We start from the raw sequence: 25124 nt of genomic DNA on the forward strand, positions 1-25124 counted from the left end.
GGCGGCTGGACGGTCGTCTCTGCTTATGGAAGCTGCGTCAGTCTCGATACTATCGAGCAACGGCTAACGAAATAAGAAGCATCGCCCGATAGGGCCGTGAGAAGTCACCGAGATAAGAGATGCTTAAGCTATGAGGAGGTAGAAGTTTTCTTTGGATAGTATGTTTTCGTTTAAGTGAAATTTGGCTGTAGACAGTCAGGGTTTTCCTGTCCATTTTAAGCTGTCAGGGGGACAAACACATGACATTAAGCATGCGGAAAGCCTTGTGAATCATTCCCCGGGATCAGATTTTGTGATTGCAGATAAAGGTTATGACAGTGAACTCTTAAGAAAGAGGGTCGCGCAAAAAAAGGCAACCCCCATCATTCCTTCAAGCATTTTCGTGCTATAGCAACGAGATACGATAAGTTAGAACGAAATTATGCCAGCATGTTAGCACTGGCGTTTATCATTGTCTGGCTACCTATGTGGTTTGATTGATTTGTGAACATAAAACATCAACAGACCCTAATAAAATCAAGCCAATAAGACGTTGACGTATGTTTATACGTTACCATTGCTTTGTTGCTGACGGCGACGAGGCGCACCGCCATTGAAATCATCGTTGCTGCGGCCACGGAAAGAACTTCTCTCGCCACCACCGCTACGACGTTCGTTGTTAAAACGACGACCGCCATTGTTGCTATTGCCAGCATTATCACCACGTTGGCCATTGCCGCCGTTGCCGTTTCCACCACGACCACCACCACGACGCTCACGGCGTTCGAATGGTTGCGCATCCCCCATCAACTGCATATTCAGAGGCTTGTTCAGGATGCGAGTGCGGGTAAAGTGCGACAGTAATTCCCCTGGCATTCCTTTTGGCAGCTCAATCGTAGAGTGAGTAGCGAACAGTTTGATATTACCGATATAACGGCTACTGATATCGCCTTCGTTTGCAATTGCGCCCACGATGTGACGAACTTCAACGCCATCATCACGACCCACTTCAATGCGGTACAGTTCCATATCACCCACGTCACGACGTTCACGACGAGGACGATCACCTCGGTCGCCGCGGTCACCTCTGTCACCTCTGTCGCCGCGGTCACGATCACCAAAGCTACTGCTATTGCGACGGCGGTCATCACGGTCGTTGAATTCACGACGAGGACGACGAACTGGATCTGGTGGCAGAATAAGTGGGCGCTCACCTTGTGCCATTTTCAGCAAGGCTGAGGCCAATGTTTCCATGTCCAGCTCTTCATTAGTACCCAGCCTAGACAACAGCGCACGATATTGATCCAAATCGCTGCTTTCCAGTTGCTGCTGAACGATAGCTGCGAATTTCTCCAGACGACGCTGACTCAGAAGGTCTGCATTTGGCAGCTCAACTTCTGGGATCGTCAGTTTCATAGTGCGTTCAATGTTACGCAGCAGACGACGTTCGCGGTTTTCAACAAACAACAGAGCACGACCCGCACGACCCGCACGGCCAGTTCGACCGATACGGTGTACATAAGACTCAGCGTCCATTGGAATATCGTAGTTAACAACCAGGCTGATACGCTCAACATCCAAGCCACGAGCAGCAACATCGGTCGCAATCAGAATGTCCAAGCGGCCATCTTTCAAACGCTCAAGAGTCTGCTCACGCAGCGCCTGATTCATGTCACCATTAAGCGCCGCAGAGTTGTAACCGCTGCGCTCTAGCGCTTCTGCTACTTCCAGCGTTGCATTTTTGGTGCGCACAAAAATAATCGCAGCATCAAAATCTTCAGCTTCAAGGAAACGCACCAGTGCTTCATTTTTGCGCACACCGTAGACAGACCAATAGCTTTGGCTGATGTCAGGACGGTTTGTCACACTGCTCTGAATACGAACTTCCTGAGGATCGTTCATAAAGCGACGGGTAATACGACGAATCGCTTCTGGCATAGTCGCAGAGAACAACGCAGTTTGATGCTCAGCAGGGATCTGGCTCATGATGTTTTCAACATCTTCGATAAAGCCCATACGCAACATTTCGTCGGCTTCATCCAGTACCAAACCTTTCAGGTTGGACAGGTCCAAAGTTCCACGTTTCAGATGGTCAAGCAGACGACCCGGCGTTCCTACCACAACTTGTGGTCCCTGGCGCAATGCGCGTAATTGAACGTCGTAACGTTGTCCACCATAGAGCGCAACTACATTCACATTGCGCATATGTTTGGAAAAATCTGAACATGCTTCAGCGACCTGTACCGCCAGTTCACGGGTTGGTGCCAACACAAGGATCTGTGGAGCTTTTAGATCCGCATCAATGTTGTTCAGCAAAGGCAAGCTGAATGCCGCAGTTTTACCACTGCCAGTTTGTGCCATTCCCAGCACATCTCGACCGTTCAGTAGGTGAGGAATACATTGTTGTTGAATAGGAGAAGGCTTTTCATAGCCCAGGTCTCCCAGTGCAGAAAGAATAGGTGCCGATAAACCTAAATCAGCAAAAGAGATTTCAGTCTCATTGGTCATGTAATGGTGCCTCATTAATTGTGGCGGCCAGTCTACATAACACAGTGAAAAAAATTTCTGTCATTTTCATTTAAAATGTGAACTGGCTCAAATTATGTTATTAAACGAACAAACAAGTCCTCACCTCTCAAGATGTGGACTTTAAAATCTGTCGTGAAAATGTTCGTCAGCTATTGTTGGTTCGATTCCGATAAATCATCTTGTCTTTGGCCTAGTAGAGCCAATTCCAACAATGCGTAGCGGTGTTCAACAAAGTTATGGACATTGTTAGCTACCGTCAGCTTGAATAACGCAGCTGCGTTATTCTCATCCCCCAGACTTAGGTAATATTTACCTAAATAGAAGTCAGTTTCACTGAGATGCTCAGCGAGCGAAGTGTTATCCGCTGAATTCTGTTGCAAACGCCTCATCAATGTTTTCTCACTGATTTTGCCCAAATAGAATTCAACAATATTCCAGCCCCATAGCCCCCGGTTCGCTTTGTCAAAACAGTTCGACAAATTAGTCATTGCAACCTTAGGATCAATTTTCGCTTCCACAAGGTACAACCACAACGAACGGAAGGGATCATTTGGATCGTCTTGATAAAACGCCTGCAGATCATCCTGCGCCAATCGATAGCGGCCACCGTAATACAGTGCAATTCCGCGATTCATTCGCGCGTAGTTGTAAGTTGGATCAAGCTCTAAAACAGAATCAAACGCTTCATAGGCAGAATCAAAATTACCTGCCTGCGTAAAATAAATTCCTAGATAATTAAAAATTTCAGGAATATCAGGGCGGATAGACAAAGCAACTGAAAAATCATTCTGTGCCAGTGCCCTCAGCCCGAGGCTATCATACAGCACACCTCGTTCATATAAAAGCTGTGCATACTCATCTTCCGTAAGTGACCGGCTTGCAAGGATTTGTTCCATGCGAGCCAGAATAACCTCTTGTTGCAATGTTGGTTGTAATGGAATAGCAATAACTTCATTTTTACGCCACCCAGTACTGCTGCATCCCATAAGGAGAAAAATAGCTGCAACATAGCACCAGCGCAGAAAAGAATTCATTTTCCACTCCCGAAGTCAGACACTAATCAGAATGCCCTGTTACTCCACCCACATTGTATATTTCAGGCCTCCTGCCTAAAACTCTATTGTCCCAATATATTTCAAATTGCAACATTATTGGCCACAATTTGAAATATATTGGGATAAACGGCGCCCTTTTTACAGTACGCCGCTCTTTACGTCAAATTTATTCTACTGATGATTCCGGTGATTGTTGCGCTTCAGTAGTGGTTACTGCTTCTTTCATGCTGAGTCGAATACGACCTTGACGGTCAATTTCCAGCACTTTCACAGGAACTTCTTGCCCGATTTGCAGATAATCAGTGACTTTCTCTACACGTTTGTCCGCGATCTGAGAAATATGTACTAGGCCTTCTTTACCACCACCGATGGCAACAAATGCACCAAAATCAACAATACGAGTCACTTTACCAGAATAAATACGGCTAACTTCAACTTCAGCGGTGATCTCTTCGATGCGTCTGATAGCATGATGCGCTTTGTCACCATCAGTTGCCGCAATCTTCACAGTACCATCATCTTCAATTTCAATAGTAGTGCCGGTTTCTTCTGTTAATGCACGGATAACAGAACCGCCTTTACCAATTACATCTTTGATCTTGTCTGGATTGATCTTAATGGTATGAATACGTGGTGCAAACTCAGAGATGTCATTGCGTGGACCCTCGATTGCCTGCTCCATCACGTTCAGAATGTGCAAACGTGCGCCTTTAGCCTGATTCAGCGCAACCTGCATGATCTCACGGGTAATGCCTTCAATTTTGATATCCATCTGCAATGCGCTGATACCATCACGGCTACCCGCAACTTTAAAGTCCATATCGCCCAGATGATCTTCATCACCCAGAATATCAGACAGAACAACAAAGTTTTCTCCTTCTTTCACCAGACCCATCGCGATGCCTGCAACAGCTGCCTTAATTGGCACACCTGCATCCATCAGTGCTAATGAAGCACCACAGACAGAAGCCATAGAAGAAGAACCGTTGGATTCAGTGATTTCAGACACTACGCGAACGGTATATGGGAATTCATTGGCACTTGGCATCACAGCTAATACGCCACGTTTCGCCAGACGACCGTGACCAATTTCACGACGTTTGGGTGAACCAACCATACCTGTTTCACCTACAGAATATGGAGGGAAGTTATAATGGAACAGGAAGCGGTCTGTGCGCTCACCCATCAGTTCATCAATAATTTGGGCATCACGCTCTGTACCCAGAGTCGCAGCAACCAGTGCCTGCGTTTCACCACGGGTGAACAGGGATGAACCATGAGTACGTGGTAGTACGCCAGTACGAACATCCAGAGCACGAACCATGTCTTTTTCACGACCGTCAATACGTGGCTCACCACGCAGGACACGACCACGAACAACGTTTTTCTCCAGAATAGCGAGTACGTCAAGAATTTCTGATTCTTCCAGTTCAACACCTTTCTCCGCAGATTCAGCTAAGATGATTGCAGAGACATCTTCTTTGATGGTATTAACCTGAGCGTAACGTTCCTGTTTCTCAGTAATGCGGTAGGCATCACCCAGACGGCTCTCAGCCAACTCTACTACGCGCTCATGCAGAGGCTGGTTGGTAGGCTCTGGAGCCCAATCCCATTTTTCTTTACCAACTTCAGCAACCATTGCATTGATGTTATCAATAACAATCTGCTGCTGCTCATGACCAAATACAACCGCACCCAGCATTTGCTCTTCGGTCAGTAAATCCGCTTCGGATTCAACCATCAATACTGCACTTTCTGTACCCGCAACAACAAGATCCAGACTACTGCTTTTCAATTCGTCGCTAGTTGGGTTCAATACATACTGACCATTGGTATAACCAACGCGCGCAGCACCAATTGGGCCATTGAATGGAATGCCAGACAGTGCCAGAGCAGCAGATGCACCAATCATTGCAACGATATCAGGGTTAACCTGTGGGTTAACAGAAACTACGGTCGCAATGATTTGGACTTCGTTCAGGAAACCTTCTGGGAACAGAGGACGCAGAGGGCGGTCAATCAGGCGGGCAACCAAAGTTTCACCTTCGCCCGGACGACCTTCACGACGGAAGAAACTTCCTGGGATACGACCAGCAGCGTAAGTACGCTCCTGATAGTTGACAGTCAGGGGGAAGAAATCCTGTCCTGCTTTTACTTTTTTCTGGCCAACAACGGTAACGAATACCGCAGTGTCATCCATATTTACCATAACAGCTGCCGTCGCCTGACGAGCCATCATGCCGGTTTCGATGGTCACACTGTGCTGACCATACTGGAATTTACGAACAATCGGATTCAGCAAAATAATTTTCCTTTGTTAGTGTTGCCGGGCTTTAAGCCAGCAACAATGGATTGTCTCTTCTTGCTACACCCTCACGACTAATGACAGTTCTTACTCTTTTAAGGACTCTCATTAGCCGCGCGAGTCACTGCAGCGGAAGAAGTTCAAACTTTAGAAACGAATATGACGTCTGTTAATTCGGTTTTCTAGAAGAAAAGGGGCCCGATTAGGCCCCTTTTCTCTGAAACTCATCGATTAGCGACGCAGACCCAGACGCTCAATCAGCGCTGTATAGCTAGCTAAATCTTTACGCTTCAGGTAGTTCAGTAGCTTACGACGCTGTGCAACCTTTCTCAACAGACCACGACGACTATGATGATCTTTTTTGTGTTCGGAAAAGTGGCCTTGCAGATGATTGATATCTTTAGTCAGCAGTGCGATCTGAACTTCGCTGGAACCACTGTCGTTAGCGCCACGGCCAAATTCAGCGATAATTTGCGCTTTTGCAGCAGTACTTAGAGACATAGTATAACTCCAAATGTGTAATTTAAAATGACGAGTGCCGATCTCTAATTCAGCAACTCATATATAGACGCGGTATTCTACGCTGCAAATAGGTGAAGCGCAAGACAGCACATTCATTGCCATCCATTACTTTTACACAATTTACCTGCTTACCTGTTACCTGCTTTAAATTCCTTGTCAGTTACGATCCTTATTCAATTTCAGCTTCAACAACCAGACGGCGCGGGGCTACCAGCCCATCATCATCAATCACCGCAATGCCGATGAATTTATTTTCATCTCCTTCAGTGATACGCACCCATTCACCCGAAGCCAAATTGTGCTTGCTTCGAACAGGCTGCCCCTGCTTAAAATAAGACGCAACCACAGATGCTAAATGGATCACCGGAAAATGAACAACTGTGGTATCCATTGGCAGCAGCAATGGATCAAGCAGTTTCCCAGCTTCAATCTCTTGATCTTCAGCCTGTTGTTTCAACTCATATAACTGTTCCAGCGTTACCATTCTCTGATTAGGGTAATTAGCAACCTGCAAACGACGCAGGTAAATTACATGAGCGCCACAGCCCAAAAGTTCACCTAAATCATCAGTAATAGTACGGATGTATGTTCCTTTGGAACAGTGTATTTCTAATTCCAACTCATTCTCTTCCCAGCGAATGAATTGCAATTCATAAACAGTAATAGGACGCGCTTCCCGATCAACTTCAATTCCCTGACGGGCATATTCGTACAGCGGTTTTCCCTGATACTTCAATGCAGAATACATAGAAGGAATCTGCATGGTATCACCGCGGAACGTGTCCAATGCAGCATCAAGCTGAGATTGGGTGATCTGCACTGCACGCTCACTAATGATGGTACCATGTGAATCCGAAGTATCCGTACGCTGCCCCAAGCGGGCAACCACACGATAGCGTTTGTCAGAATCCAGCAAGAATTGGGAAAATTTGGTCGCTTCGCCAAGGCAAATCGGCAGCATACCTGTTGCCAGCGGATCCAGTGCACCAGTGTGCCCTGCCTTGCTGGCATTGAAAATCCGCCTTACTTTCTGTAACGCATCATTGGAGGAAATATCCTGCGGCTTATCCAGCAACAGTACACCGTGTATTGCACGGCCTCTACGACGGCGGCCCATCACTTTTCCTCGTTGTGATCCGTAGATGCACGACGCTGTTCATCATTTTTCACAACGTTGCTGACCAAGTTCGACATGCGCATCCCTTCCACCAGAGAACTGTCATAAGAAAAAGTCAATTCAGGGATGACCCGCAGGCGCATTGCCTTACCCAGCAAAGAACGAATAAAACCAGAAGCTTCGTTCAACGCTTTGATACCCTCTTTGACTCGATCTGAATCATGTCCATCTACCAATACATTCAGAAAGGTCACAAATACTTTGGCATAAGCCAGATCACGGGAAACTTCAACACCAGAAACGGTTGCCATTCCGATACGGGGATCTTTGACTTCGCGCTGTAAAATGATGGCAATCTCTTTTTGCATTTCCTGTGCAACGCGCTGAGTACGACTGAATTCTCTTGCCATTGTTATATCTCCTGACATTTTGGGGGGCATTAAGCCCCCCAAGAATGGAATGAATCTATTGGGTATAGATAACGGTATTAATCGATGGAGCGTTTTACTTCAATCACTTCAAAGACTTCAATCATGTCACCAACGCGGACATCATTGTAGTTCTTCACGCCAATACCACATTCCATACCATTACGGACTTCGTTAACGTCATCCTTAAAGCGACGCAGGGATTCCAACTCACCTTCGTAAATCACCACGTTGTCACGCAGGACACGGATCGGGTTATTACGTTTGATGATACCTTCGGTCACCATACAACCAGCGATTGCACCAAATTTCGGTGACTTAAATACGTCACGAACTTCGGCAAGACCCATGATCTGCTGTTTGAATTCTGGAGCCAGCATACCGCTCATCGCCTGTTTGATTTCATCAATCAAACTATAGATAACGGAGTAATAACGTAGATCCAAGCTTTCATTTTCAATAATGCGACGTGCAGAAGCATCAGCACGAACATTGAAGCCCAGAATAATTGCATTAGAAGCTGCTGCCAGAGTTGCATCAGTTTCAGTAATGCCGCCCACGCCAGAACCGATGATTTTCACTTTCACTTCATCAGTAGACAGTTTCAGCAATGAGTCACAAATTGCTTCGCATGTACCCTGAACGTCAGTTTTCAGAACGATATTCAGTTCAGATGCCTTGCCTTCTTCCATGTTAGCAAACATGTTTTCCAGCTTAGATTTCTGCTGACGAGCCAATTTCACTTCACGGAATTTACCCTGACGGTACAGAGCCACTTCACGTGCTTTTTTCTCGTCACGAACAACAGTCGCTTCATCACCCGCAGACGGAACATTGGACAAGCCCAAGATTTCCACTGGCATAGATGGACCAGCAGATGCCACTTCACGACCAAGTTCGTTACGCATCGCGCGGATACGGCCATATTCGAAGCCGCACAAGACAATGTCACCCTTGTTCAGGGTACCAGACTGAACCAGAATGGTCGCAACTGGGCCACGGCCTTTATCCAAGAAGGATTCGATAACCACACCATTTGCCATACCGGTACATACGGCTTGCAGTTCAAGAACCTCAGCCTGAAGCAGAATTGCCTCCAGCAGTTCATCAATGCCAATACCTGCTTTAGCAGAAACGTTGATGAACTGAGTTTCACCGCCCCATTCTTCAGAAATGATGCCGTACTGTGAAAGTTCATTCTTAACGCGATCAGGATCTGCCTCTGGCTTATCGATTTTGTTCACTGCAACAACAACAGGAACGCTGGCCGCTTTAGCATGCTGAATAGCTTCTATAGTCTGAGGCATCACGCCATCATCCGCAGCCACAACCAGAACTACGATATCTGTTGCTTTAGCACCACGAGCACGCATGGAAGTAAAAGCAGCATGGCCTGGAGTATCCAGGAAGGTAATCATGCCTTTTTCAGTTTTCACATGATACGCACCAATGTGCTGGGTAATGCCACCCGCTTCTCCGGAAGCCACTTTAGTGGAACGGATATAGTCCAGCAGGGAGGTTTTACCGTGGTCAACGTGACCCATGATGGTGACAACTGGCGCACGAGATTCAGCCTGTGTCTCGCCAGTATCACGATCACTCATCAGCGCTTCTTCCAGCTCGTTTTCACGGCGCAAGATAACTTTATGCCCCATTTCTTCGGCAACTACTTGTGCAGTCTCCTGATCAATGACTTGGTTGATGGTCACCATAGCACCCATCTTCATCATCGTTTTAATGACTTGGGAACCTTTAACCGCCATTTTGTTAGCCAGTTCAGCGACAGTGATTGTCTCACCAATCACGACATCACGGTTAACGGCTACGACAGGTTTGGTGAAGCTTTGCTGTAAGGTACTCGGCTTACGCTGTTTGCCTTTATTACGGCCTACTGCGCGGGCTTCTTCTCGATCAGCTTTCGATTCAGAATGCTTATTATTTTTCTTCTGGCGGGCAGCTTTGCCACTACGAGTGCGGGAACGGCGATCGCCTTCAACTTTGGCGTCATTTTCATCTTCCGCGTCACGGGCGTAACGGGAAGTTGTTACATGGTAGTCACTGCTGTCACTAGCCTCAGAGTCATTAGACCATTTGTCTTTATTTTCTTCTGCCATTCGACGTGCTTCTTCTGCAACACGTTTAGCTTCCTCTTCAACCTTACGGCGCACTTCTTCTTCAGCTTTGCGTTTTAAATCCGCTGCTTCAGCTTCACGACGCGCTTTTTCATTTTGCGCGGCAGATTCAGTCTGAACTGATTTTTGTTTATTTTCGGTATGTTGCTTAGTCACTTTTTCTTTTTCCGCCGCCTCACGTTGAGGCAATTCAGTCTCTTCACGCTTGGCTTTTTCTTCTGCTTCACGTTTAGCTTGCTCTTCCGCGAATTCTTTCGCTTCAACTTCAAGCCGCGCCTTCTCTTCTACCTCGCGCCGAGCTTGCTCTTCCGCTTCACGCTTCGCCTGTTCTTCCGCTGTAGTTTGTTCAACTGCATCGCGGTTTACATATGTGCGTTTTTTGCGGACTTCAATCGCTACCGATTTACTTTTGCCACCGGTGCCAGGAACGTTTAGTGTACTACGCGTTTTACGCTGTAGTGTTAATTTACCTGGCTGACCGCCAGAACCGCCTTGTTCACGGTTCAAATGGGCCAGCAAAGATTCTTTTTCTTTCTGGGAAACAGAGTCAGTTGCGGTTTTCTGAATGCCAGCGTCAGAAAATTGCTGGATTAGACGCTCTACCGATGTCTGGATCTCTTCTGCCAGTAGTTTTACGGTTACCTCTGTCATTCTGTTCCTTCCTGCTACAGTTTATTTATGCATCATCGCCAAACCAACAGATATTACGGGCTGCCATAATGAGTTCTCCTGCTTTCTCATCATTCAGTCCTTCGATATCAAATAAGTCGTCGATACCCTGCTCGGCAAGATCTTCCAGAGTACAGATGCCACGGACAGCCAGGTTAAACGCCAAAGTACGATCCATGCCAGACAGATTCAATAAATCTTCAGCAGGTTGCTGATCACCAAGACTCTCTTTCTGAGCCAGTTCCAGCGTTGTCAAGGCCGCTTTTGCACGTTCACGAAGAACTTCAACGGTTTCTTCATCAAGACCCTCTACTGCCAGAAGCTCATTGATTGGTACGTAAACCAATTCTTCCAATGTAGAGAAGCCTTCCTGGACCAATACGGTAGCGAAATCTTCATCAATGTCGAGATGCTTAGTAAATGTATCAATAGAAGCATGTGCTTCTGCCTGATGCTTCGCTTGTAGCTCTTCCGCAGTCATGACATTCAGTTCCCACTTGTCATCACCACGATGCTTTTTCAACAACTGAGCTGCCAGACGAACGTTTTGACCATTACGGCCGATCGCCTGAGCCAGATTGCTGTTTTCGACGGCAACATCCATTGTACAGTTGTCTTCATCAACAACAATAGATGCAACATCTGCCGGAGCCATTGCATTAATGACGAACTGTGCAGGGTTATCGTCCCACAACACAATGTCAATTCTTTCACCACCCAGCTCGCTGGAAACAGCTTGTACCCTCGCACCACGCATACCTACGCAGGCACCAACCGGGTCAATGCGCTTGTCGTTGGTTTTTACTGCAATCTTCGCACGGGAACCCGGATCACGGGCAGCAGCTTTGATCTCAATGATCTCTTCGCCAATTTCAGGTACTTCGATGCGGAACAGTTCAACCAACATCTCTGGACGAGAACGAGTGATGAAAAGCTGTGCACCGCGTGCTTCTGGACGAACATCATACAGAACACCACGCACGCGGTCACCCGGGCGGAAATTTTCCCGTGGTAACATGTCTTCACGTAAAATAACCGCTTCAGCATTATTACCCAAATCCAGGGTAATGTTCTCACGATTCACTTTTTTGACCTGAGCAGTCACGATTTCACCTTGCTGCTCACGGAATTGATCAACTACCATTGCACGTTCAGCTTCACGTACTTTCTGTACGATAACCTGTTTTGCTGTCTGGGTTGTGATACGGTCAAAAGTTACTGATTCAATTTGATCTTCAATATAACCACCCAGATCAATTTCTGGATCTTCATATTTTGCAGCGTCCAGCGTAATTTCACGAGTCGGCAGAGTGACTTCTTCAACAACTAACCAACGGCGGAAGGTATCAAAATCGCCAGATTTACGATCGATGCAAACGCGAACATCAATTTCCTGCTCATACTTTTTCTTGGTGGCTGTCGCCAGTGCAATCTCTAATGCTTCGAAGATTTTTTCACGAGGGAGAGATTTTTCATTAGAAACCGCTTCCACAACAGCCAGAATTTCTTTATTCATCCTAGTTGCCTCATCCGAACTTTAAAAGTGGGGTACCAGGTTCGCTTTCTGGATGTTGCTCAGTGCGAACACTTCGCCTTTTCCATCCACCGTAACCGTTATCATTTCACCATCAACAGCCTTAATGATACCTTGCCATCTGCGGCGGTTCTGCATTGCCATGCGTAAAACCAAATTGACTTCTTCCCCTAAGAAACGCTGATAATGCTCAGCTTTAAATAGCGGACGCTCAAGCCCCGGCGAAGATATTTCCAGGTTATAAAGCACCGAGATCGGATCTTCAACATCAAGCACTGCACTGACCTGGTGGCTAACATCAGCACAATTATCAACAGTGATGCCCTCTTCACTATCGATATAGACCCGCAGCGTTGATACTCGTGCGCGAATAAACTCCAGGCCCACTAATTCAAAACCCAAAGCTTCAACTGGTGCTAAAATCATCTCTGTTAATTTTTGCTCTAATGTGGACAAGCCCACCCCCAAGACATAAAAAAAGGGCTATATTAGCCCAGTAGTTCTGCTGTCAAATAACAAAAAACCCCGATACTCGGGGCTTTATGTAACTGGACCCTATTTACTGCCAACGGTCTCAACCAACTTCTTTTCATACCTTTCAAAGCAACCTTGCAAATTATGATCGATATCTTAACGGCTGCTGAATAACTACTCTGGAAAAGATATATATTGTTAAGAAGTGGTTGCGGGAGCCGGATTTGAACCGACGACCTTCGGGTTATGAGCCCGACGAGCTACCATGCTGCTCCATCCCGCGTTCGAAAACGTGGCAGATATTACGCTGATAATACTAAAAACGCAAGTTTCTAGATTAATGGTGCCGAGGACGGGACTTGAACCCGTACGCCCGTTGTTTAGGCACTACCACCTCAAGGTAGCGTGTATACCAATTTCACCACCTCGGCACTGATTTTTTATAGAACTGTTATTTTAATAGTTTTTTATACTAGCTACTTAAACTAACAATTCTACTTCAATTCTGTTACTGAAATTTACTGAGGGATCTCACTATTTGACTTTACTGGCGCTACCGGAATATTCGCTGGTTCAGCCAAATTATCCCATTTGCTGCTGGAACCAGTTTTGTTGTTGGTCATGTTACCAAGAATCAAGCTGATAACAATAAACGACGTCGCCAGAATAGCTGTCATACGGGTCATAAAGTTACCAGAGCCCGATGAACCAAACAGTGTATTAGATGCACCCGCACCGAAAGAAGCACCCATATCAGCACCTTTCCCTTGCTGTAGCAGAACCAGAGCAATTAGCCCGATACCAACCAGCAAGAATATACCTAAAAGAGCTTCATACATATGTTGTACCCATTTCCTCGTGGGATTTACCACTATTTCGTACTATTATTTTCGTACTATTTTGTCGCGACCTTACAGTGCATCACCCGCTCAGAATTAGAAAAATTAACTTATTGAGCGGGTGTGAATACTAACCAAAGCCTTTCAGACAAGCAAGATTAATTTCAAACACTGATACTATTCGAAGAAAAAACCAACAAATTATCCCATTTTTTTCACGGCATCAGCAATACGATGCGCCAATGTTGTGACTTGTTCTTCATCTTCACCTTCTAACATTACTCGGATCAGTGGCTCCGTGCCCGATTTACGCAGCAGAACACGACCGCGACCATTCAACTCAATTTCTACTGATTTAACAACTTCAAGTACAGATTCTGATTGCAGAGGATCGGTATCACCTGCAAAACGAACATTAACCAAAATTTGAGGTAACAGCTTCATTCCACTGCACAGATCATGCAGATTCATATTGTTGCGCACCATTGCACTCAGGACTTGCAATCCAGCAACAATACCATCACCGGTCGTGGTTTTATCCAATAAAATCACATGACCTGAATTTTCTGCCCCTAAGCGCCAGCCTTTTTCCTGCAACTTCTCCAATACATAGCGATCACCGACTTTTGCTCGTTCAAACGGAATACCAAGCTGCTTCAGTGCCAGTTCCAGACCCATATTACTCATCAACGTACCCACAGCTCCACCACGCAACTGGCCGTGTCTCAGTGCTTCACGCGCAATGATATAAAGGATTTGATCACCATCAACTTTGTGACCCAGATGATCAACCATAATGATACGATCGCCGTCACCATCAAATGCCAGACCAACATTTGCCTGTTCTTCCAGTACACGCTTCTGCAATAGACGAACATCTGTTGCACCACACTCTTCGTTGATATTAATACCATTCGGCTCGCAACCAATGGTAATAACTTCTGCGCCCAGCTCTCTGAGAACATTCGGAGCGATATGGTAAGTAGCGCCGTTGGCACAATCCAGTACAATTTTTAATCCATTTAAGCTTTGTTCACTGGGGAATGTACCTTTGCAAAATTCAATGTAGCGGCCCGCTGCATCAACAATTCGATTTGCTCGACCCAATTCGGCAGATTCCACACAGGTCAATGGCTTATTCATTTCTGCTTCAATGGCTTCTTCAACATCATCAGGCAATTTAGTACCATCAATAGAGAAGAATTTAATGCCGTTATCGTAGTAAGGATTGTGGGAAGCTGAGATGACAATGCCAGCTTCTGCGCGGAAAGTACGCGTCAGATAGGCCACAGCAGGCGTCGGCATTGGGCCAGTAAAGGATGCGGATAACCCTGCGGCAGCCAATCCGGCTTCAAGTGCAGATTCCAGCATATAACCTGAGATTCGGGTATCTTTACCAATGATAATTTTTCGAGAACCATGACGAGCCAGTACTTTTCCCGCAGCCCAACCCAATTTCAATACAAAGTCAGGAGTAATTGGGGTATTACCTACTCTGCCACGGATACCATCAGTACCAAAATATTTACGGTTGCTCATAAATTTCTTTTCCTTTGCTGAACATATTCTTTGCTCATAGCGTGTTTCTTTTCGGATATCAGTTGATTGTAGATAGCGTTGCCTGAACAATTTTCATTGCCTGAACGGTTTCTTTTACATCATGCACACGGATAATCTGGGCACCCTTCATGGCCGCTATTACAGCACAAACAACACTTCCTGTTACACGTTCTTCCGGAGATACATGAAGTAATTGGCCAATCAAAGACTTACGTGACATACCCGCCAAAATTGGCAAGCCTAAATGATGGAGTTCTTGCAAGTGAGCCAATAACTGATAATTATGCGATAAGTTCTTACCAAAACCGAAACCGGGATCAAGGATCAGGTTATTTTTTGCGATACCTGCCGCAACACAAAGCTCAATTTGCCGTCTCAGGAATGATTTCACTTCTGATACGACATCTTCATACTGAGGCTCTGTTTGCATTGTGCGAGGCTGTCCCTGCATGTGCATCAAACACACAGGCAAGCCAGTTTGTAGTGCTGCATCAAGTGCCCCTGGCTCCTGCAAGGCTCGAATGTCGTTGATAATATGAACTCCGACCTTTGCTGATTCGCGCATTACGACAGCTTTTGAGGTATCTACAGAGATCCAAACATCAAAACGCTCAGTCAAAGCCTCAATTACAGGAATAACGCGATCCAGCTCTTCCTGTTCACTTACCTCATCCGCACCAGGACGTGTCGACTCTCCTCCCACATCAATAATAGTTGCACCTTCCTCGATCATCTTCACGGCATGTTCCAATGCCATATCAAAAGTATCATGTGTTCCACCATCAGAGAAAGAATCGGGAGTAACATTCAGAATTCCCATTACTTGTGGGCAGGAAAGGTCGAGGACACTGCCTCTGGCTGTCAATTTCATCGCTAGGGAGCCTTAATGTCAAAACCCCAGGTGAGCCTGGGGTTTAAGAAGTACAATCGACCAAATCCAAGGGCAATAATTCGTTATTACCTTTGGCTTGATAAACTTTTAACCACGTTATGCAGTCGGATTATCATCTGCAGGTTTCGCTGTTTGTTGTGGAGATGATGGAGTATGGTGGTTATTGCTACCATTATTATCACCTTCCCAACCTGCTGGTGGACGTACGTTTGTTCGATTCATCAGGTCATCAATCTGAGGTGCATCGATAGTTTCATATTTCATCAACGCATCTTTCATAGAATGAAGAATATCCAGATTATCCATCAGAATCTGACGTGCGCGTATATAATTACGATCAACGATAGCTTTCACTTCCTGATCAATTAAACGCGCGGTGTCTTCAGACATATGTTTCGCTTTAGCAACGGAGCGACCGAGGAAAACTTCACCTTCTTCTTCCGCATACAGCAATGGTCCCAGTTTTTCTGAGAAGCCCCACTGTGTCACCATGTTGCGTGCAATAGATGTTGCCACCTTAATATCATTGGACGCACCTGTAGAAACACTGTCTACACCATAGATAATTTCTTCAGCTAAGCGCCCGCCGTACAAAGTTGAAATCTGGCTTTCCAATTTCTGACGACTTGCACTGATCTGATCCCCTTCTGGCAAGAAGAAAGTTACACCCAACGCACGACCGCGAGGAATAATAGTAACTTTATGAACAGGATCGTGTTCTGGCACCAGACGACCAATAATGGCATGCCCAGCTTCATGATATGCGGTGGCTTCTTTCTGTTCCTCCGTCATAACCATTGAACGACGTTCCGCACCCATCATGATCTTATCTTTGGCTTTTTCAAACTCAACCATAGAGACAACACGCTTGTTACCACGAGCTGCAAACAAAGCAGCTTCATTCACAAGGTTTGCCAAATCGGCACCAGAGAAACCAGGTGTACCACGAGCGATGATAGATGCATCAATGTCCGTATCCAGCGGAATACGGCGCATATGGACTTTCAGAATTTGCTCACGACCACGAACGTCAGGCAAACCAACCACAACTTGACGGTCAAAACGACCAGGACGTAGCAATGCAGGGTCCAAAACATCAGGCCGGTTAGTTGCTGCGATAACGATAATACCTTCGTTACCTTCAAAGCCATCCATTTCAACCAGCATCTGGTTCAGTGTTTGTTCACGTTCATCGTGCCCACCACCCAGACCGGCACCACGCTGGCGACCTACCGCATCTATTTCGTCAATAAAGATGATGCAAGGAGCTGCTTTTTTCGCCTGTTCAAACATGTCACGAACACGGGAAGCACCCACACCAACAAACATTTCAACAAAGTCAGAACCAGAGATAGTGAAGAAAGGCACTTTCGCTTCACCAGCGATGGCTTTCGCCAGGAGCGTTTTACCTGTACCTGGAGGACCAACCATCAAGATACCTTTCGGGATCTTACCGCCCAGTTTTTGGAAACGGCCTGGCTCACGCAGATACTCAACCAATTCACCTACTTCTTCTTTTGCTTCGTCACAACCAGCAACATCAGCAAAAGTGGTTTTGATCTGATCTTCTGTCAACATACGAGCTTTACTTTTGCCAAAAGACATCGCCCCTTTACCGCCACCACCTTGCATTTGGCGCATAAAAAAGATCCAGACACCAATCAGCAGTAGCATTGGGAACCATGAAATAAAGAGGGTCGCCAACAGGCCTTGTTGTTCTGGTGGTTCACCGACAACTTTTACCTGTTTATTGAGTAGGGTATCCAGCAGCTTCTCATCCTGAATTGGCATATAAGTGCTGTATTTTCCACCGTTGTCTTTCTTAGTGAAATCAATGTCACGACCCGAAATACGTACTTCGCTTACTTGATTCTGTGATATCTCATTGATGAAGTTAGAGTAATCCACCCTACGACCGCTAGAATCGCTGGGACCAAAACTCTGGAACAATAACATCAAGACAACTGCGATGACTAACCAGAGAATCAGGTTTTTCGCCATGTCACTCAAGGGATTAACCTCATATTACAACTGTGTTAACAAATAGTAGTCAGGGTACTATACTTTCCGCCCTGTCGCTACAATGTATACTTCACGTGATCGTGCCCGCGAAGCTTCTGGCTTACGAATTTTTATCTTCGTAAAAAGGGAGCGTATTTCCCTCAGGTATTCATCAAAGCCCTCTCCCTGAAACACTTTGACAATAAAACTCCCCCCAGGGGCCAGCACATCACGACACATATCCAATGCTAACTCAATCAGATACATGGATCGGGGAATATCGACCGCGGGGGTTCCACTCATATTGGGAGCCATATCCGACATGACGACCTGGACTTTATTATTGCCAACTCTCTCAAGCAATGTTTTCAATACAAGTTCATCACGAAAATCTCCTTGAAGGAAATCGACCCCAACTATCGGATCCATCGGTAAAAGATCGCAAGCAATAATCCGCCCGCTATTACCAATCTGACTAACTACATATTGAGACCACCCGCCCGGGGCAGCACCTAAATCAACAACGGTCATGCCCGGTTTAAAGATTTTGTCGCTTTGCTGTATCTCATCAAGTTTAAACCAAGCGCGAGAGCGAAGCCCCTTTTTCTGCGCCTGAAGAACATATTTATCACTAAAATGTTCTTGTAACCAGCGACTTGAGCTTGCTGAACGTTTTTTATTGGCCATTGTTTTTTCCAACTATACTAATAGAGAGCCTTATTTTTTGCGATCTCTTATCAAACCACACCACACTTTTATGGTGATAGATATCAGATGGCGGTAGAATATGTCGTTTTCAATCCCAACTAAGCAAAAAACAATGACTCTTAACAAGAAACAAGTTCAATACCTGAAAAGCCTCGCTCATTCATTAAAGCCTGTCGTTATGATTGGCAACAACGGACTGACTGAAGGCGTATTGGCTGAAATCGAACAGACTCTTTTGCATCACGAGCTTATCAAAGTCAAAGTTGCAGGCGAAGAGCGTGAAATCAAAACTTTGATCGCTGAAGCTATTGTTCGTGAAACTGGTGCACATAATGTGCAAATCATTGGAAAAATATTAGTTCTCTACCGACCATCAAAAGAGCGCAAGATTAGTCTACCTAAATAATCACAGTATATTTATACAAAAGTGCCATATGTATCTACCATAAGAGAAAAAAGGCCAGATCTGGCCTTTTTTCTCTATCAGCATCTTATATTTTAGCCAATCCATGATATTTATCAGAGATAATCCACGTTCAAAACTTCGTATTCAACTTGGCCGCCTGGCGTAGTGATCACAACAACATCATCCACTTCTTTACCAACCAGGCCACGAGCAATCGGTGAATTCACAGAAAGAAGATTTTCTTTGATATTCGCCTCATCATCACCCACGATACGATAGGTTTGCTCTTCATCAGAGTCCACATTCAATACCGTTACCGTTGCCCCAAAAATCACACGACCGTTATTAGTTATCTTCGTTATATCAATCACTTGTGCATTAGAAAGTTTGGCCTCAATTTCCTGAATACGGCCTTCACAGAAGCCCTGCTGCTCACGAGCGGCATGATATTCTGCATTCTCTTTCAAATCACCGTGCTCACGCGCATCAGCAATTGCGACAATAATTTGAGGGCGACGTACATTTTTCAAATATTCTAATTCTTCGCGCAATTTATCCGCGCCACGTACCGTCATCGGAATTTGTTTCATTTATCAAACCTCTAAATCAATCCTAAGCCCAAACAACATCTTCCTGATTTTTGCAAATAACAGCACAATGAGCACACCTTATCAGGCGGGCCTCCAGACAATAAAAGGAATGTAAAACCAGCATAATCTGGAATTCACATACATATTTCACCTGCTAATCTATCATTCTAACGTAGAGTTGATAATGGATCATCGTTTACTTTTCTCTGAATTGCACATTAGTATCATTAATATAAACCTTGTTGAAACAAACCTATCTTCATATGCGAGATCTATGACTCTTTTAAAAATTACCAGCAGAATAGCTTGTATGTTCAGTCTAAGCCTGAGTATTTTCAGTGCAAATGCCTCTGCAATTGAGGAAGGCACTCAATATTTGCCTGCGGGAACTCATTTTTCATTTATCGCCCAAAAAGTCGGCTCAAAAACTCCTTTAATTGATTATCACGGACAACAACTGGCATTACCTGCCAGTACGCAGAAAATTGTAACGGCATTAGCCGCCTTACTACAGCTTGGTAAGGATTACCGTTTTGTAACAACACTGGAAAGTGATGCTAATATCTCAGACGGCATATTAAAAGGTCATCTGACAGCACGTTTTGTCGGTAACCCGATGCTAACGCGTTCACAATTGCGTAGTATGGTTGAAGCATTAAAACAGTCTGGCATAAAACAGATCGATGGCGATCTCATCATAGATATTTCTATTTTCGCCAGCCACGATAAAGCTCCAGGATGGGTATGGAATGACATGACTCAATGTTTCAGTTCTCCTCCAGCCGCTGCAATCATAGATAAAAACTGCTTTTCAGTTTCACTTTACAGCTCAGGACAATCCGGCGAACTGGCATCTGTTCAGGTTCCCTCTTTTTACCCTGTCAGTGTACTGAGTGAAGTAAAAATATTACCCAAAGGCTCACCAGAAGCAAAATACTGTGAACTTGATGTCACGGCAGGTGAATTAAATCGATATATCTTAACGGGTTGTATGACTAAGCGTGATGAGCCGCTACCACTGACTTTTGCCATCCAAAATGGAGCTAGTTATGCGGGCAAGCTCCTGAAAAATGAGTTGAATATTGCAGGCATTGAATTAAAAGGTTATATACGGCGCCAATCGACCCCTCAGCATCCAGAAAAAATCCTCGCCCTGAATCAATCAGCACCGCTGCATGATATGCTAAAAATTATGTTGAAAAAGTCAGATAACATGATTGCAGATACAATCTTTCGTACTCTGGGCCATCGGTATTTTAATGTTCCCGGAACATGGCATGCAGGTTCTGATGCGGTTCGTCAGATTTTGAAACAAAAAACAGGTATTAATTTAGGTAATGCCGTCATGGTAGATGGTTCCGGCCTTTCGCGCCACAATTTGATTTCACCCGCAACTATGATGGAAATATTACAGTTTATTGCCCAGCGCGATAATGAATTAGACTTTATCTCAATGCTACCTAAAGCGGGATATGATGGTACTCTGGCTTATCGCCCCGGACTGCATCAAGCAGGTGTTGATGGTAAGGTATTTGCCAAAACGGGAGCATTACAAGGGGTTTATAATCTGGCAGGTTTTTTAACTGCCGCCAGCGGACAGCAAATCGCTTTCATCCAATTTATCTCTTCGTATTCAGTTTCTCCTGAAGATCAACGAACCCGTCGTATTCCCCTGGCACGTTTCGAAAATTACTTATATAAATCGCTATATAAGAATCATTAATTAAAAACGATTTAACGAAAAAAAAGGCGCTAAAAAATAGCGCCCTTTTATCATGTTGGGTTTCTATACCGACTAGTGTTTATAAATAAACTCAATGCCTTCATCGTCTTCTTCATCCCAGCCATCATCATCCAAATCATCATCAGACGAGGATGATTTCTGCAACTGTTCCTGATGATAGTCATCCCACATGAACTCAACTTTTTCAGGTTTAACTTCTTCCGTCGCTTCCACACTACGGGGCTGCATATTCATGAACTCCATAATGTCCCAGCAAAGCGCTTTCACACCCTGACGGTTCACTGCTGAAATCATGTAATAGTCGCCTTCCCAACCAAGTTCATCAGCAATAGTTTTGGCTAGCTGTTTAGCTTCTTCTGGATCGGTCAGATCAACTTTATTGAATACCAACCAACGCGGTTTTTCTGCCAGTTTTTCACTGTATTTGTGTAGCTCTTTGATGATAATTCGGGCATTTTCAACCGGATCAGATTCATCGATCGGGCAGAGATCAATCAAATGTAACAATACACGGCAACGCTCCAGGTGCTTCAGGAAGCGAATGCCTAAACCAGCACCGTCTGATGCTCCTTCAATCAAACCAGGGATATCTGCGACCACAAAGCTTTGCTCGTTATCCATGCGCACAACACCAAGGCTTGGCACCAATGTTGTAAATGGATAATCGGCTACTTTAGGTTTTGCTGCTGAAACGGCCCGGATAAAGGTGGATTTCCCCGCATTTGGCATTCCCAGCATACCTACATCTGCCAGCAACATCAGCTCCAGCATCAGCTCGCGGCTTTCTCCCGGTGTTCCCATTGTTCTTTGGCGAGGAGCACGATTCACAGAAGATTTAAATCGGGTGTTACCAAGGCCGTGGAACCCCCCTTTTGCAACCATAAAACGTTGTTCATGGCGCAACATATCTCCGAGAACTTCGCCTGTGGCAACGTCACGTACACGCGTTCCGACCGGAACCTTGATGGTAATATCCTGACCGCGTTTACCAGTGCAATCGCGGCTTTGTCCATTTTGACCACGCTCAGCGCGGAAGGATTTTTCAAAACGGTAGTCAATCAGCGTATTGAGGTTTTCATCAGCCAGTAGATAGACATCTCCGCCGTCACCCCCATCTCCGCCGTCCGGCCCACCTTTTGGAATATATTTCTCACGACGGAAGCTGACGCAACCATTGCCACCATCTCCCGCTACAACCAGTATTCTGGCCTCATCTACAAATTTCATAATCTTTCTCCGTAGGATAGCCACTGTAAAGCTGGATGGCAGCTAGTACCCAGAGATGGCGTAATCCAGAATAATAAAAAGCCCCGCAACACACATTGCAGGGCTTCCGATCCGATTAAAATTCAAAAAACTTATTCAGCTTCAATGCTGATGAATTTACGGTTTTTTGGACCTTTAATTTCGAATTTAATTTTTCCGTTAGCTAATGCGAACAGGGTGTGATCACGGCCACAACCTACGTTGTTGCCTGCGTGGAACTTAGTACCACGTTGACGAACGATGATGCTGCCTGCCAAAACAGACTCACCACCAAAACGTTTTACACCCAGACGTTTGCTTTCAGAATCGCGACCGTTACGAGTCGAGCCGCCAGCCTTTTTGTGTGCCATTTATCTGCTCTCCTAAAATCTTAAGCAATGCCAGTGATTTTAACATCAGTGAACCACTGACGGTGGCCCTGTTGTTTACGGCTGTGTTTACGACGACGAAATTTAACGATTTTAATTTTCTCGCCACGGCCATGCGCAACAACTTCAGCTTTAATTTTAACGCCTTCAACTACTGGAGCACCGATTTTGATGTCTTCACCATTAGCGACCATCAGCACCTGGTCAAACTCAACAGTTTCACCTGTTGCGATGTCCAGCTTTTCCAAGCGAATAGTCTGACCTTCGCTTACTCGGTGTTGTTTACCACCACTTTGGAAAACTGCGTACATATAAACTCCGCTTTCCGCGCCCCCCCTAAAAATGCTTTCCAGAGTGCGCTATAAAATATTCACAATAGGGCGCGAATTCTACGCAAAAACCGCTTGGAAGACAAGTGCAGAATTAGAACAGATGAGAAAAAAATGGACTTTTTCGATTGCCATTTATTTGAGCTGTTTTACAAGTGCGGCCGATACATCGTAATATCTGTTAATACGCTAATTAATGAGCACAGCTCTGAATCAGAGTCCAAAGCCAAAACATGAATTTAGAATCGATAATAAAACTTACTACAGATGATATGGCAGCGGTCAATGACACCATTCTTGACCAATTAAATTCTGATGTTGCGCTGATCAACCAACTTGGTTACTACATTATCAGCGGCGGAGGCAAACGAATTCGCCCAATGATTGCAGTACTGACTGGTAAAGCGCTTCATTGCGAAGAAGATGAAAAACACATCAAAGTTGCGGCCCTGATTGAGTTTATTCATACCGCGACATTGCTGCATGATGATGTCGTTGATGAATCTGACATGCGACGCGGCAAGGCAACGGCCAACGCCATTTATGGCAACGCAGCCAGTGTCCTCGTGGGAGATTTTATCTATACGCGCTCATTTCAGATGATGACCGACCTTGATTCCATGCGTGTATTGAAATTGATGTCTAATGCTACCAATGTCATTGCTGAAGGCGAGGTGATGCAGTTAATGAACTGTAATAATCCTGATATCTCAGAAGATGACTATATGCGCGTTATTTATAGTAAAACCGCCCGTCTGTTTGAAGTTGCTGCGCATTCTGCCGCCATTCTGGCTAACGCAACGTCTGAGCAAGAAATGGCGCTACGTGATTATGGCCGTTATCTTGGCACCGCATTCCAATTAATCGATGACCTGCTGGATTACGATTCAGATAACAGCACGCTCGGTAAGAATACGGGAGACGACCTGAATGAAGGCAAACCAACATTGCCCCTACTGCACGCCATGAATCATGGAACACCAGAGCAATCTTTAGTGATACGTAATGCTATTAAACAAGGAAATGGCCGCCATTTGCTGGATACTGTACTCGCAACAATGAAACAGTGTGATTCACTCAAATATACTCGCCAACGGGCTGAGGAAGAAGCAGATAAGGCTATTTCAGTATTACAAGTACTTGATGACTCTCCGTATAAGGCGGCTCTTGTGGGATTAGCCCATGTCGCCGTACAGCGACTTTCTTGAGCTGATTCAATCAGTATCCCTGGTTGTTCAATCTGGGATACTGTCTTTAGCTGTACTATCAATCTCTTGAATGCCGACAAATTGAACAAGGCCAGCCAATCCTTTTCTCAAAATAAACTTAACTATCCGTTCTCTTTCAGACTTGGTCAGCTGATAATAAGCTTCCACCCAAATCATAAACGGATCCTGTCGCTTGTTCCGATAATACTCGACCGAGTTTTCACTGACAGTCAGTATACTTAAAACTTCTTCGGGCAAACTGTTGACATTGTATTCGAGAGCTTTTCCCTGCACTCCACGCTTACGGCGTTGTTCCCAGCCCTCGCGTCTTGCCATCAGATTCACTCCCTGAGGAGATGATGGCAGCCCTGCGAGGCCGATGAGTTCCTTTGCAGAATACCATTCTTTTTTCATCTCTTTTTCCTCGCGTTGTACCAGGGCAGTGAAGATAAAGCCAAATTTTAAACAT

At 45.3% G+C, this 25124-nt stretch carries 23 protein-coding genes, 2 tRNA genes and 1 pseudogene; 4 read left to right on the forward strand and 22 right to left on the reverse strand.

All coding sequences use genetic code 11. The features are described 5' to 3' along the window. Positions 1-178: 178 nt before the first annotated feature. Positions 179-480, forward strand: a pseudogene (locus tag BM329_RS08915) (transposase); the annotation flags it as partial. A 63-nt stretch (positions 481-543) separates the two neighbouring features. Here BM329_RS08915 and BM329_RS08920 read toward each other — a convergent pair. The 17 genes from BM329_RS08920 to rlmE all read right to left on the reverse strand — a co-directional run bounded on the left by BM329_RS08920 (position 544) and on the right by rlmE (position 18723). Further along, on the reverse strand, positions 544-2487 hold the full coding sequence (locus BM329_RS08920; protein ID WP_092551889.1) for a DEAD/DEAH family ATP-dependent RNA helicase: 1944 nt from the start codon (positions 2485-2487) through the stop codon (positions 544-546). Beyond that, positions 2477-2557 (reverse strand): protein YrbN, encoded by an 81-nt coding sequence (yrbN, locus tag BM329_RS15310; RefSeq protein WP_143101231.1) that lies wholly within the window; start codon positions 2555-2557, stop codon positions 2477-2479. Before yrbN ends, BM329_RS08920 begins: the two co-directional genes overlap by 11 nt. Before the next feature lie 100 nt (positions 2558-2657). Next, positions 2658-3542, reverse strand: coding sequence for a lipoprotein NlpI (gene nlpI, locus BM329_RS08925; protein WP_092551892.1), 885 nt, complete (start codon positions 3540-3542; stop codon positions 2658-2660). A 187-nt stretch (positions 3543-3729) separates the two neighbouring features. Then, entirely contained in the window at positions 3730-5865 is a 2136-nt protein-coding gene (gene pnp / locus BM329_RS08930; RefSeq protein ID WP_092551895.1) for a polyribonucleotide nucleotidyltransferase, read from the reverse strand. A gap of 234 nt (positions 5866-6099) precedes the next feature. Beyond that, positions 6100-6369 (reverse strand): 30S ribosomal protein S15, encoded by a 270-nt coding sequence (gene rpsO, locus BM329_RS08935; protein ID WP_092551898.1) that lies wholly within the window; start codon positions 6367-6369, stop codon positions 6100-6102. Between the two features lie 190 nt (positions 6370-6559). Next, on the reverse strand, positions 6560-7507 hold the full coding sequence (gene truB / locus BM329_RS08940) for a tRNA pseudouridine(55) synthase TruB (protein WP_092551901.1): 948 nt from the start codon (positions 7505-7507) through the stop codon (positions 6560-6562). Beyond that, entirely contained in the window at positions 7507-7917 is a 411-nt protein-coding gene (gene rbfA / locus BM329_RS08945) for a 30S ribosome-binding factor RbfA (protein ID WP_092551904.1), read from the reverse strand. Before rbfA ends, truB begins: the two co-directional genes overlap by 1 nt. A 77-nt stretch (positions 7918-7994) precedes the next feature. Beyond that, positions 7995-10718, reverse strand: a complete 2724-nt coding sequence (gene infB, locus BM329_RS08950; RefSeq protein WP_092551907.1) for a translation initiation factor IF-2 — start codon at positions 10716-10718, stop codon at positions 7995-7997. A 25-nt stretch (positions 10719-10743) separates the two neighbouring features. Next, positions 10744-12252, reverse strand: a complete 1509-nt coding sequence (gene nusA / locus BM329_RS08955; protein WP_092551910.1) for a transcription termination factor NusA — start codon at positions 12250-12252, stop codon at positions 10744-10746. Positions 12253-12273: 21 nt separating this feature from the next. Then, complete coding sequence (gene rimP, locus BM329_RS08960; protein WP_143101230.1) at positions 12274-12726, reverse strand: ribosome maturation factor RimP; 453 nt, start codon at positions 12724-12726, stop codon at positions 12274-12276. A gap of 224 nt (positions 12727-12950) precedes the next feature. Continuing rightward, positions 12951-13027: transfer RNA gene (locus tag BM329_RS08965), tRNA-Met, on the reverse strand. Between the two features lie 58 nt (positions 13028-13085). Continuing rightward, a tRNA-Leu gene (locus BM329_RS08970) sits at positions 13086-13175 on the reverse strand. 87 nt (positions 13176-13262) lie between these two features. Then, a complete protein-coding gene (secG, locus tag BM329_RS08975) occupies positions 13263-13583 on the reverse strand; it encodes a preprotein translocase subunit SecG (RefSeq protein ID WP_092551916.1) in 321 nt (106 codons plus the stop codon). 201 nt (positions 13584-13784) lie between these two features. After that, on the reverse strand, positions 13785-15122 hold the full coding sequence (glmM, locus tag BM329_RS08980; protein ID WP_092551919.1) for a phosphoglucosamine mutase: 1338 nt from the start codon (positions 15120-15122) through the stop codon (positions 13785-13787). Positions 15123-15180: 58 nt separating this feature from the next. Next, positions 15181-16014 carry a dihydropteroate synthase gene (gene folP, locus BM329_RS08985; RefSeq protein WP_092551922.1) on the reverse strand — a complete coding sequence of 278 codons (834 nt, stop codon included), beginning with the start codon at positions 16012-16014 and terminating at the stop codon, positions 15181-15183. A gap of 117 nt (positions 16015-16131) precedes the next feature. Further along, complete coding sequence (gene ftsH, locus BM329_RS08990) at positions 16132-18045, reverse strand: ATP-dependent zinc metalloprotease FtsH (protein ID WP_092551925.1); 1914 nt, start codon at positions 18043-18045, stop codon at positions 16132-16134. 48 nt (positions 18046-18093) lie between these two features. Next, the gene (gene rlmE, locus BM329_RS08995) at positions 18094-18723 is read right to left on the reverse strand and encodes a 23S rRNA (uridine(2552)-2'-O)-methyltransferase RlmE (protein ID WP_092551928.1); all 630 of its coding nucleotides are present in this window, start codon (positions 18721-18723) and stop codon (positions 18094-18096) included. 133 nt (positions 18724-18856) lie between these two features. On the opposite strand from rlmE, the gene yhbY reads away from it, so the two are divergent. Beyond that, positions 18857-19150, forward strand: coding sequence for a ribosome assembly RNA-binding protein YhbY (gene yhbY / locus BM329_RS09000; RefSeq protein ID WP_092552018.1), 294 nt, complete (start codon positions 18857-18859; stop codon positions 19148-19150). A gap of 113 nt (positions 19151-19263) precedes the next feature. Here the strand turns inward: yhbY and greA are convergent, their stop codons facing one another. Then, complete coding sequence (greA, locus tag BM329_RS09005) at positions 19264-19740, reverse strand: transcription elongation factor GreA (protein WP_092551931.1); 477 nt, start codon at positions 19738-19740, stop codon at positions 19264-19266. A gap of 274 nt (positions 19741-20014) precedes the next feature. Here greA and dacB point away from each other — a divergent pair, with 274 nt between their 5' ends. Then, positions 20015-21463: a serine-type D-Ala-D-Ala carboxypeptidase gene (gene dacB / locus BM329_RS09010; protein ID WP_177216234.1), complete on the forward strand. Its 1449-nt coding sequence runs from the start codon at positions 20015-20017 to the stop codon at positions 21461-21463. Between the two features lie 72 nt (positions 21464-21535). On the opposite strand, the gene cgtA is transcribed toward dacB, so the two are convergent. The 3 genes from cgtA to rplU all read right to left on the reverse strand — a co-directional run bounded on the left by cgtA (position 21536) and on the right by rplU (position 23429). After that, positions 21536-22711: an Obg family GTPase CgtA gene (gene cgtA, locus BM329_RS09015; RefSeq protein ID WP_092551937.1), complete on the reverse strand. Its 1176-nt coding sequence runs from the start codon at positions 22709-22711 to the stop codon at positions 21536-21538. Positions 22712-22842: 131 nt separating this feature from the next. Next, the gene (gene rpmA / locus BM329_RS09020; protein WP_092551940.1) at positions 22843-23100 is read right to left on the reverse strand and encodes a 50S ribosomal protein L27; all 258 of its coding nucleotides are present in this window, start codon (positions 23098-23100) and stop codon (positions 22843-22845) included. A 20-nt stretch (positions 23101-23120) separates the two neighbouring features. After that, positions 23121-23429: a 50S ribosomal protein L21 gene (gene rplU, locus BM329_RS09025; RefSeq protein ID WP_010845219.1), complete on the reverse strand. Its 309-nt coding sequence runs from the start codon at positions 23427-23429 to the stop codon at positions 23121-23123. A gap of 251 nt (positions 23430-23680) precedes the next feature. On the opposite strand from rplU, the gene ispB reads away from it, so the two are divergent. Beyond that, positions 23681-24655 carry an octaprenyl diphosphate synthase gene (ispB, locus tag BM329_RS09030; RefSeq protein ID WP_092551943.1) on the forward strand — a complete coding sequence of 325 codons (975 nt, stop codon included), beginning with the start codon at positions 23681-23683 and terminating at the stop codon, positions 24653-24655. A 27-nt stretch (positions 24656-24682) separates the two neighbouring features. On the opposite strand, the gene BM329_RS09035 is transcribed toward ispB, so the two are convergent. Next, positions 24683-25069: a DNA-binding protein gene (locus tag BM329_RS09035; RefSeq protein ID WP_092551946.1), complete on the reverse strand. Its 387-nt coding sequence runs from the start codon at positions 25067-25069 to the stop codon at positions 24683-24685. Positions 25070-25124: the final 55 nt, after the last annotated feature.

It is taken from the genome of Xenorhabdus koppenhoeferi (assembly GCF_900116635.1).
Classification (GTDB): domain Bacteria; phylum Pseudomonadota; class Gammaproteobacteria; order Enterobacterales; family Enterobacteriaceae; genus Xenorhabdus; species Xenorhabdus koppenhoeferi.

Coding starts and splice junctions, on each gene's coding strand:
- dacB (WP_177216234.1), top strand. CDS start 20,015: ATGACTCTTTTAAAAATTACCAGCAGAATAGCTTGTATGTTCAGTCTA.
- glmM (WP_092551919.1), bottom strand. CDS start 15,122: ATGAGCAACCGTAAATATTTTGGTACTGATGGTATCCGTGGCAGAGTA.
- rpsO (WP_092551898.1), bottom strand. CDS start 6,369: ATGTCTCTAAGTACTGCTGCAAAAGCGCAAATTATCGCTGAATTTGGC.
- BM329_RS08920 (WP_092551889.1), bottom strand. CDS start 2,487: ATGACCAATGAGACTGAAATCTCTTTTGCTGATTTAGGTTTATCGGCA.
- infB (WP_092551907.1), bottom strand. CDS start 10,718: ATGACAGAGGTAACCGTAAAACTACTGGCAGAAGAGATCCAGACATCG.
- rbfA (WP_092551904.1), bottom strand. CDS start 7,917: ATGGCAAGAGAATTCAGTCGTACTCAGCGCGTTGCACAGGAAATGCAA.
- rplU (WP_010845219.1), bottom strand. CDS start 23,429: ATGTACGCAGTTTTCCAAAGTGGTGGTAAACAACACCGAGTAAGCGAA.
- rlmE (WP_092551928.1), bottom strand. CDS start 18,723: ATGGCCAATAAAAAACGTTCAGCAAGCTCAAGTCGCTGGTTACAAGAA.
- truB (WP_092551901.1), bottom strand. CDS start 7,507: ATGGGCCGCCGTCGTAGAGGCCGTGCAATACACGGTGTACTGTTGCTG.
- secG (WP_092551916.1), bottom strand. CDS start 13,583: ATGTATGAAGCTCTTTTAGGTATATTCTTGCTGGTTGGTATCGGGCTA.
- rpmA (WP_092551940.1), bottom strand. CDS start 23,100: ATGGCACACAAAAAGGCTGGCGGCTCGACTCGTAACGGTCGCGATTCT.
- cgtA (WP_092551937.1), bottom strand. CDS start 22,711: ATGAAATTTGTAGATGAGGCCAGAATACTGGTTGTAGCGGGAGATGGT.
- nlpI (WP_092551892.1), bottom strand. CDS start 3,542: ATGAATTCTTTTCTGCGCTGGTGCTATGTTGCAGCTATTTTTCTCCTT.
- folP (WP_092551922.1), bottom strand. CDS start 16,014: ATGAAATTGACAGCCAGAGGCAGTGTCCTCGACCTTTCCTGCCCACAA.
- BM329_RS09035 (WP_092551946.1), bottom strand. CDS start 25,069: ATGAAAAAAGAATGGTATTCTGCAAAGGAACTCATCGGCCTCGCAGGG.
- ispB (WP_092551943.1), top strand. CDS start 23,681: ATGAATTTAGAATCGATAATAAAACTTACTACAGATGATATGGCAGCG.
- yhbY (WP_092552018.1), top strand. CDS start 18,857: ATGACTCTTAACAAGAAACAAGTTCAATACCTGAAAAGCCTCGCTCAT.
- yrbN (WP_143101231.1), bottom strand. CDS start 2,557: ATGAAAATGACAGAAATTTTTTTCACTGTGTTATGTAGACTGGCCGCC.
- nusA (WP_092551910.1), bottom strand. CDS start 12,252: ATGAATAAAGAAATTCTGGCTGTTGTGGAAGCGGTTTCTAATGAAAAA.
- greA (WP_092551931.1), bottom strand. CDS start 19,740: ATGAAACAAATTCCGATGACGGTACGTGGCGCGGATAAATTGCGCGAA.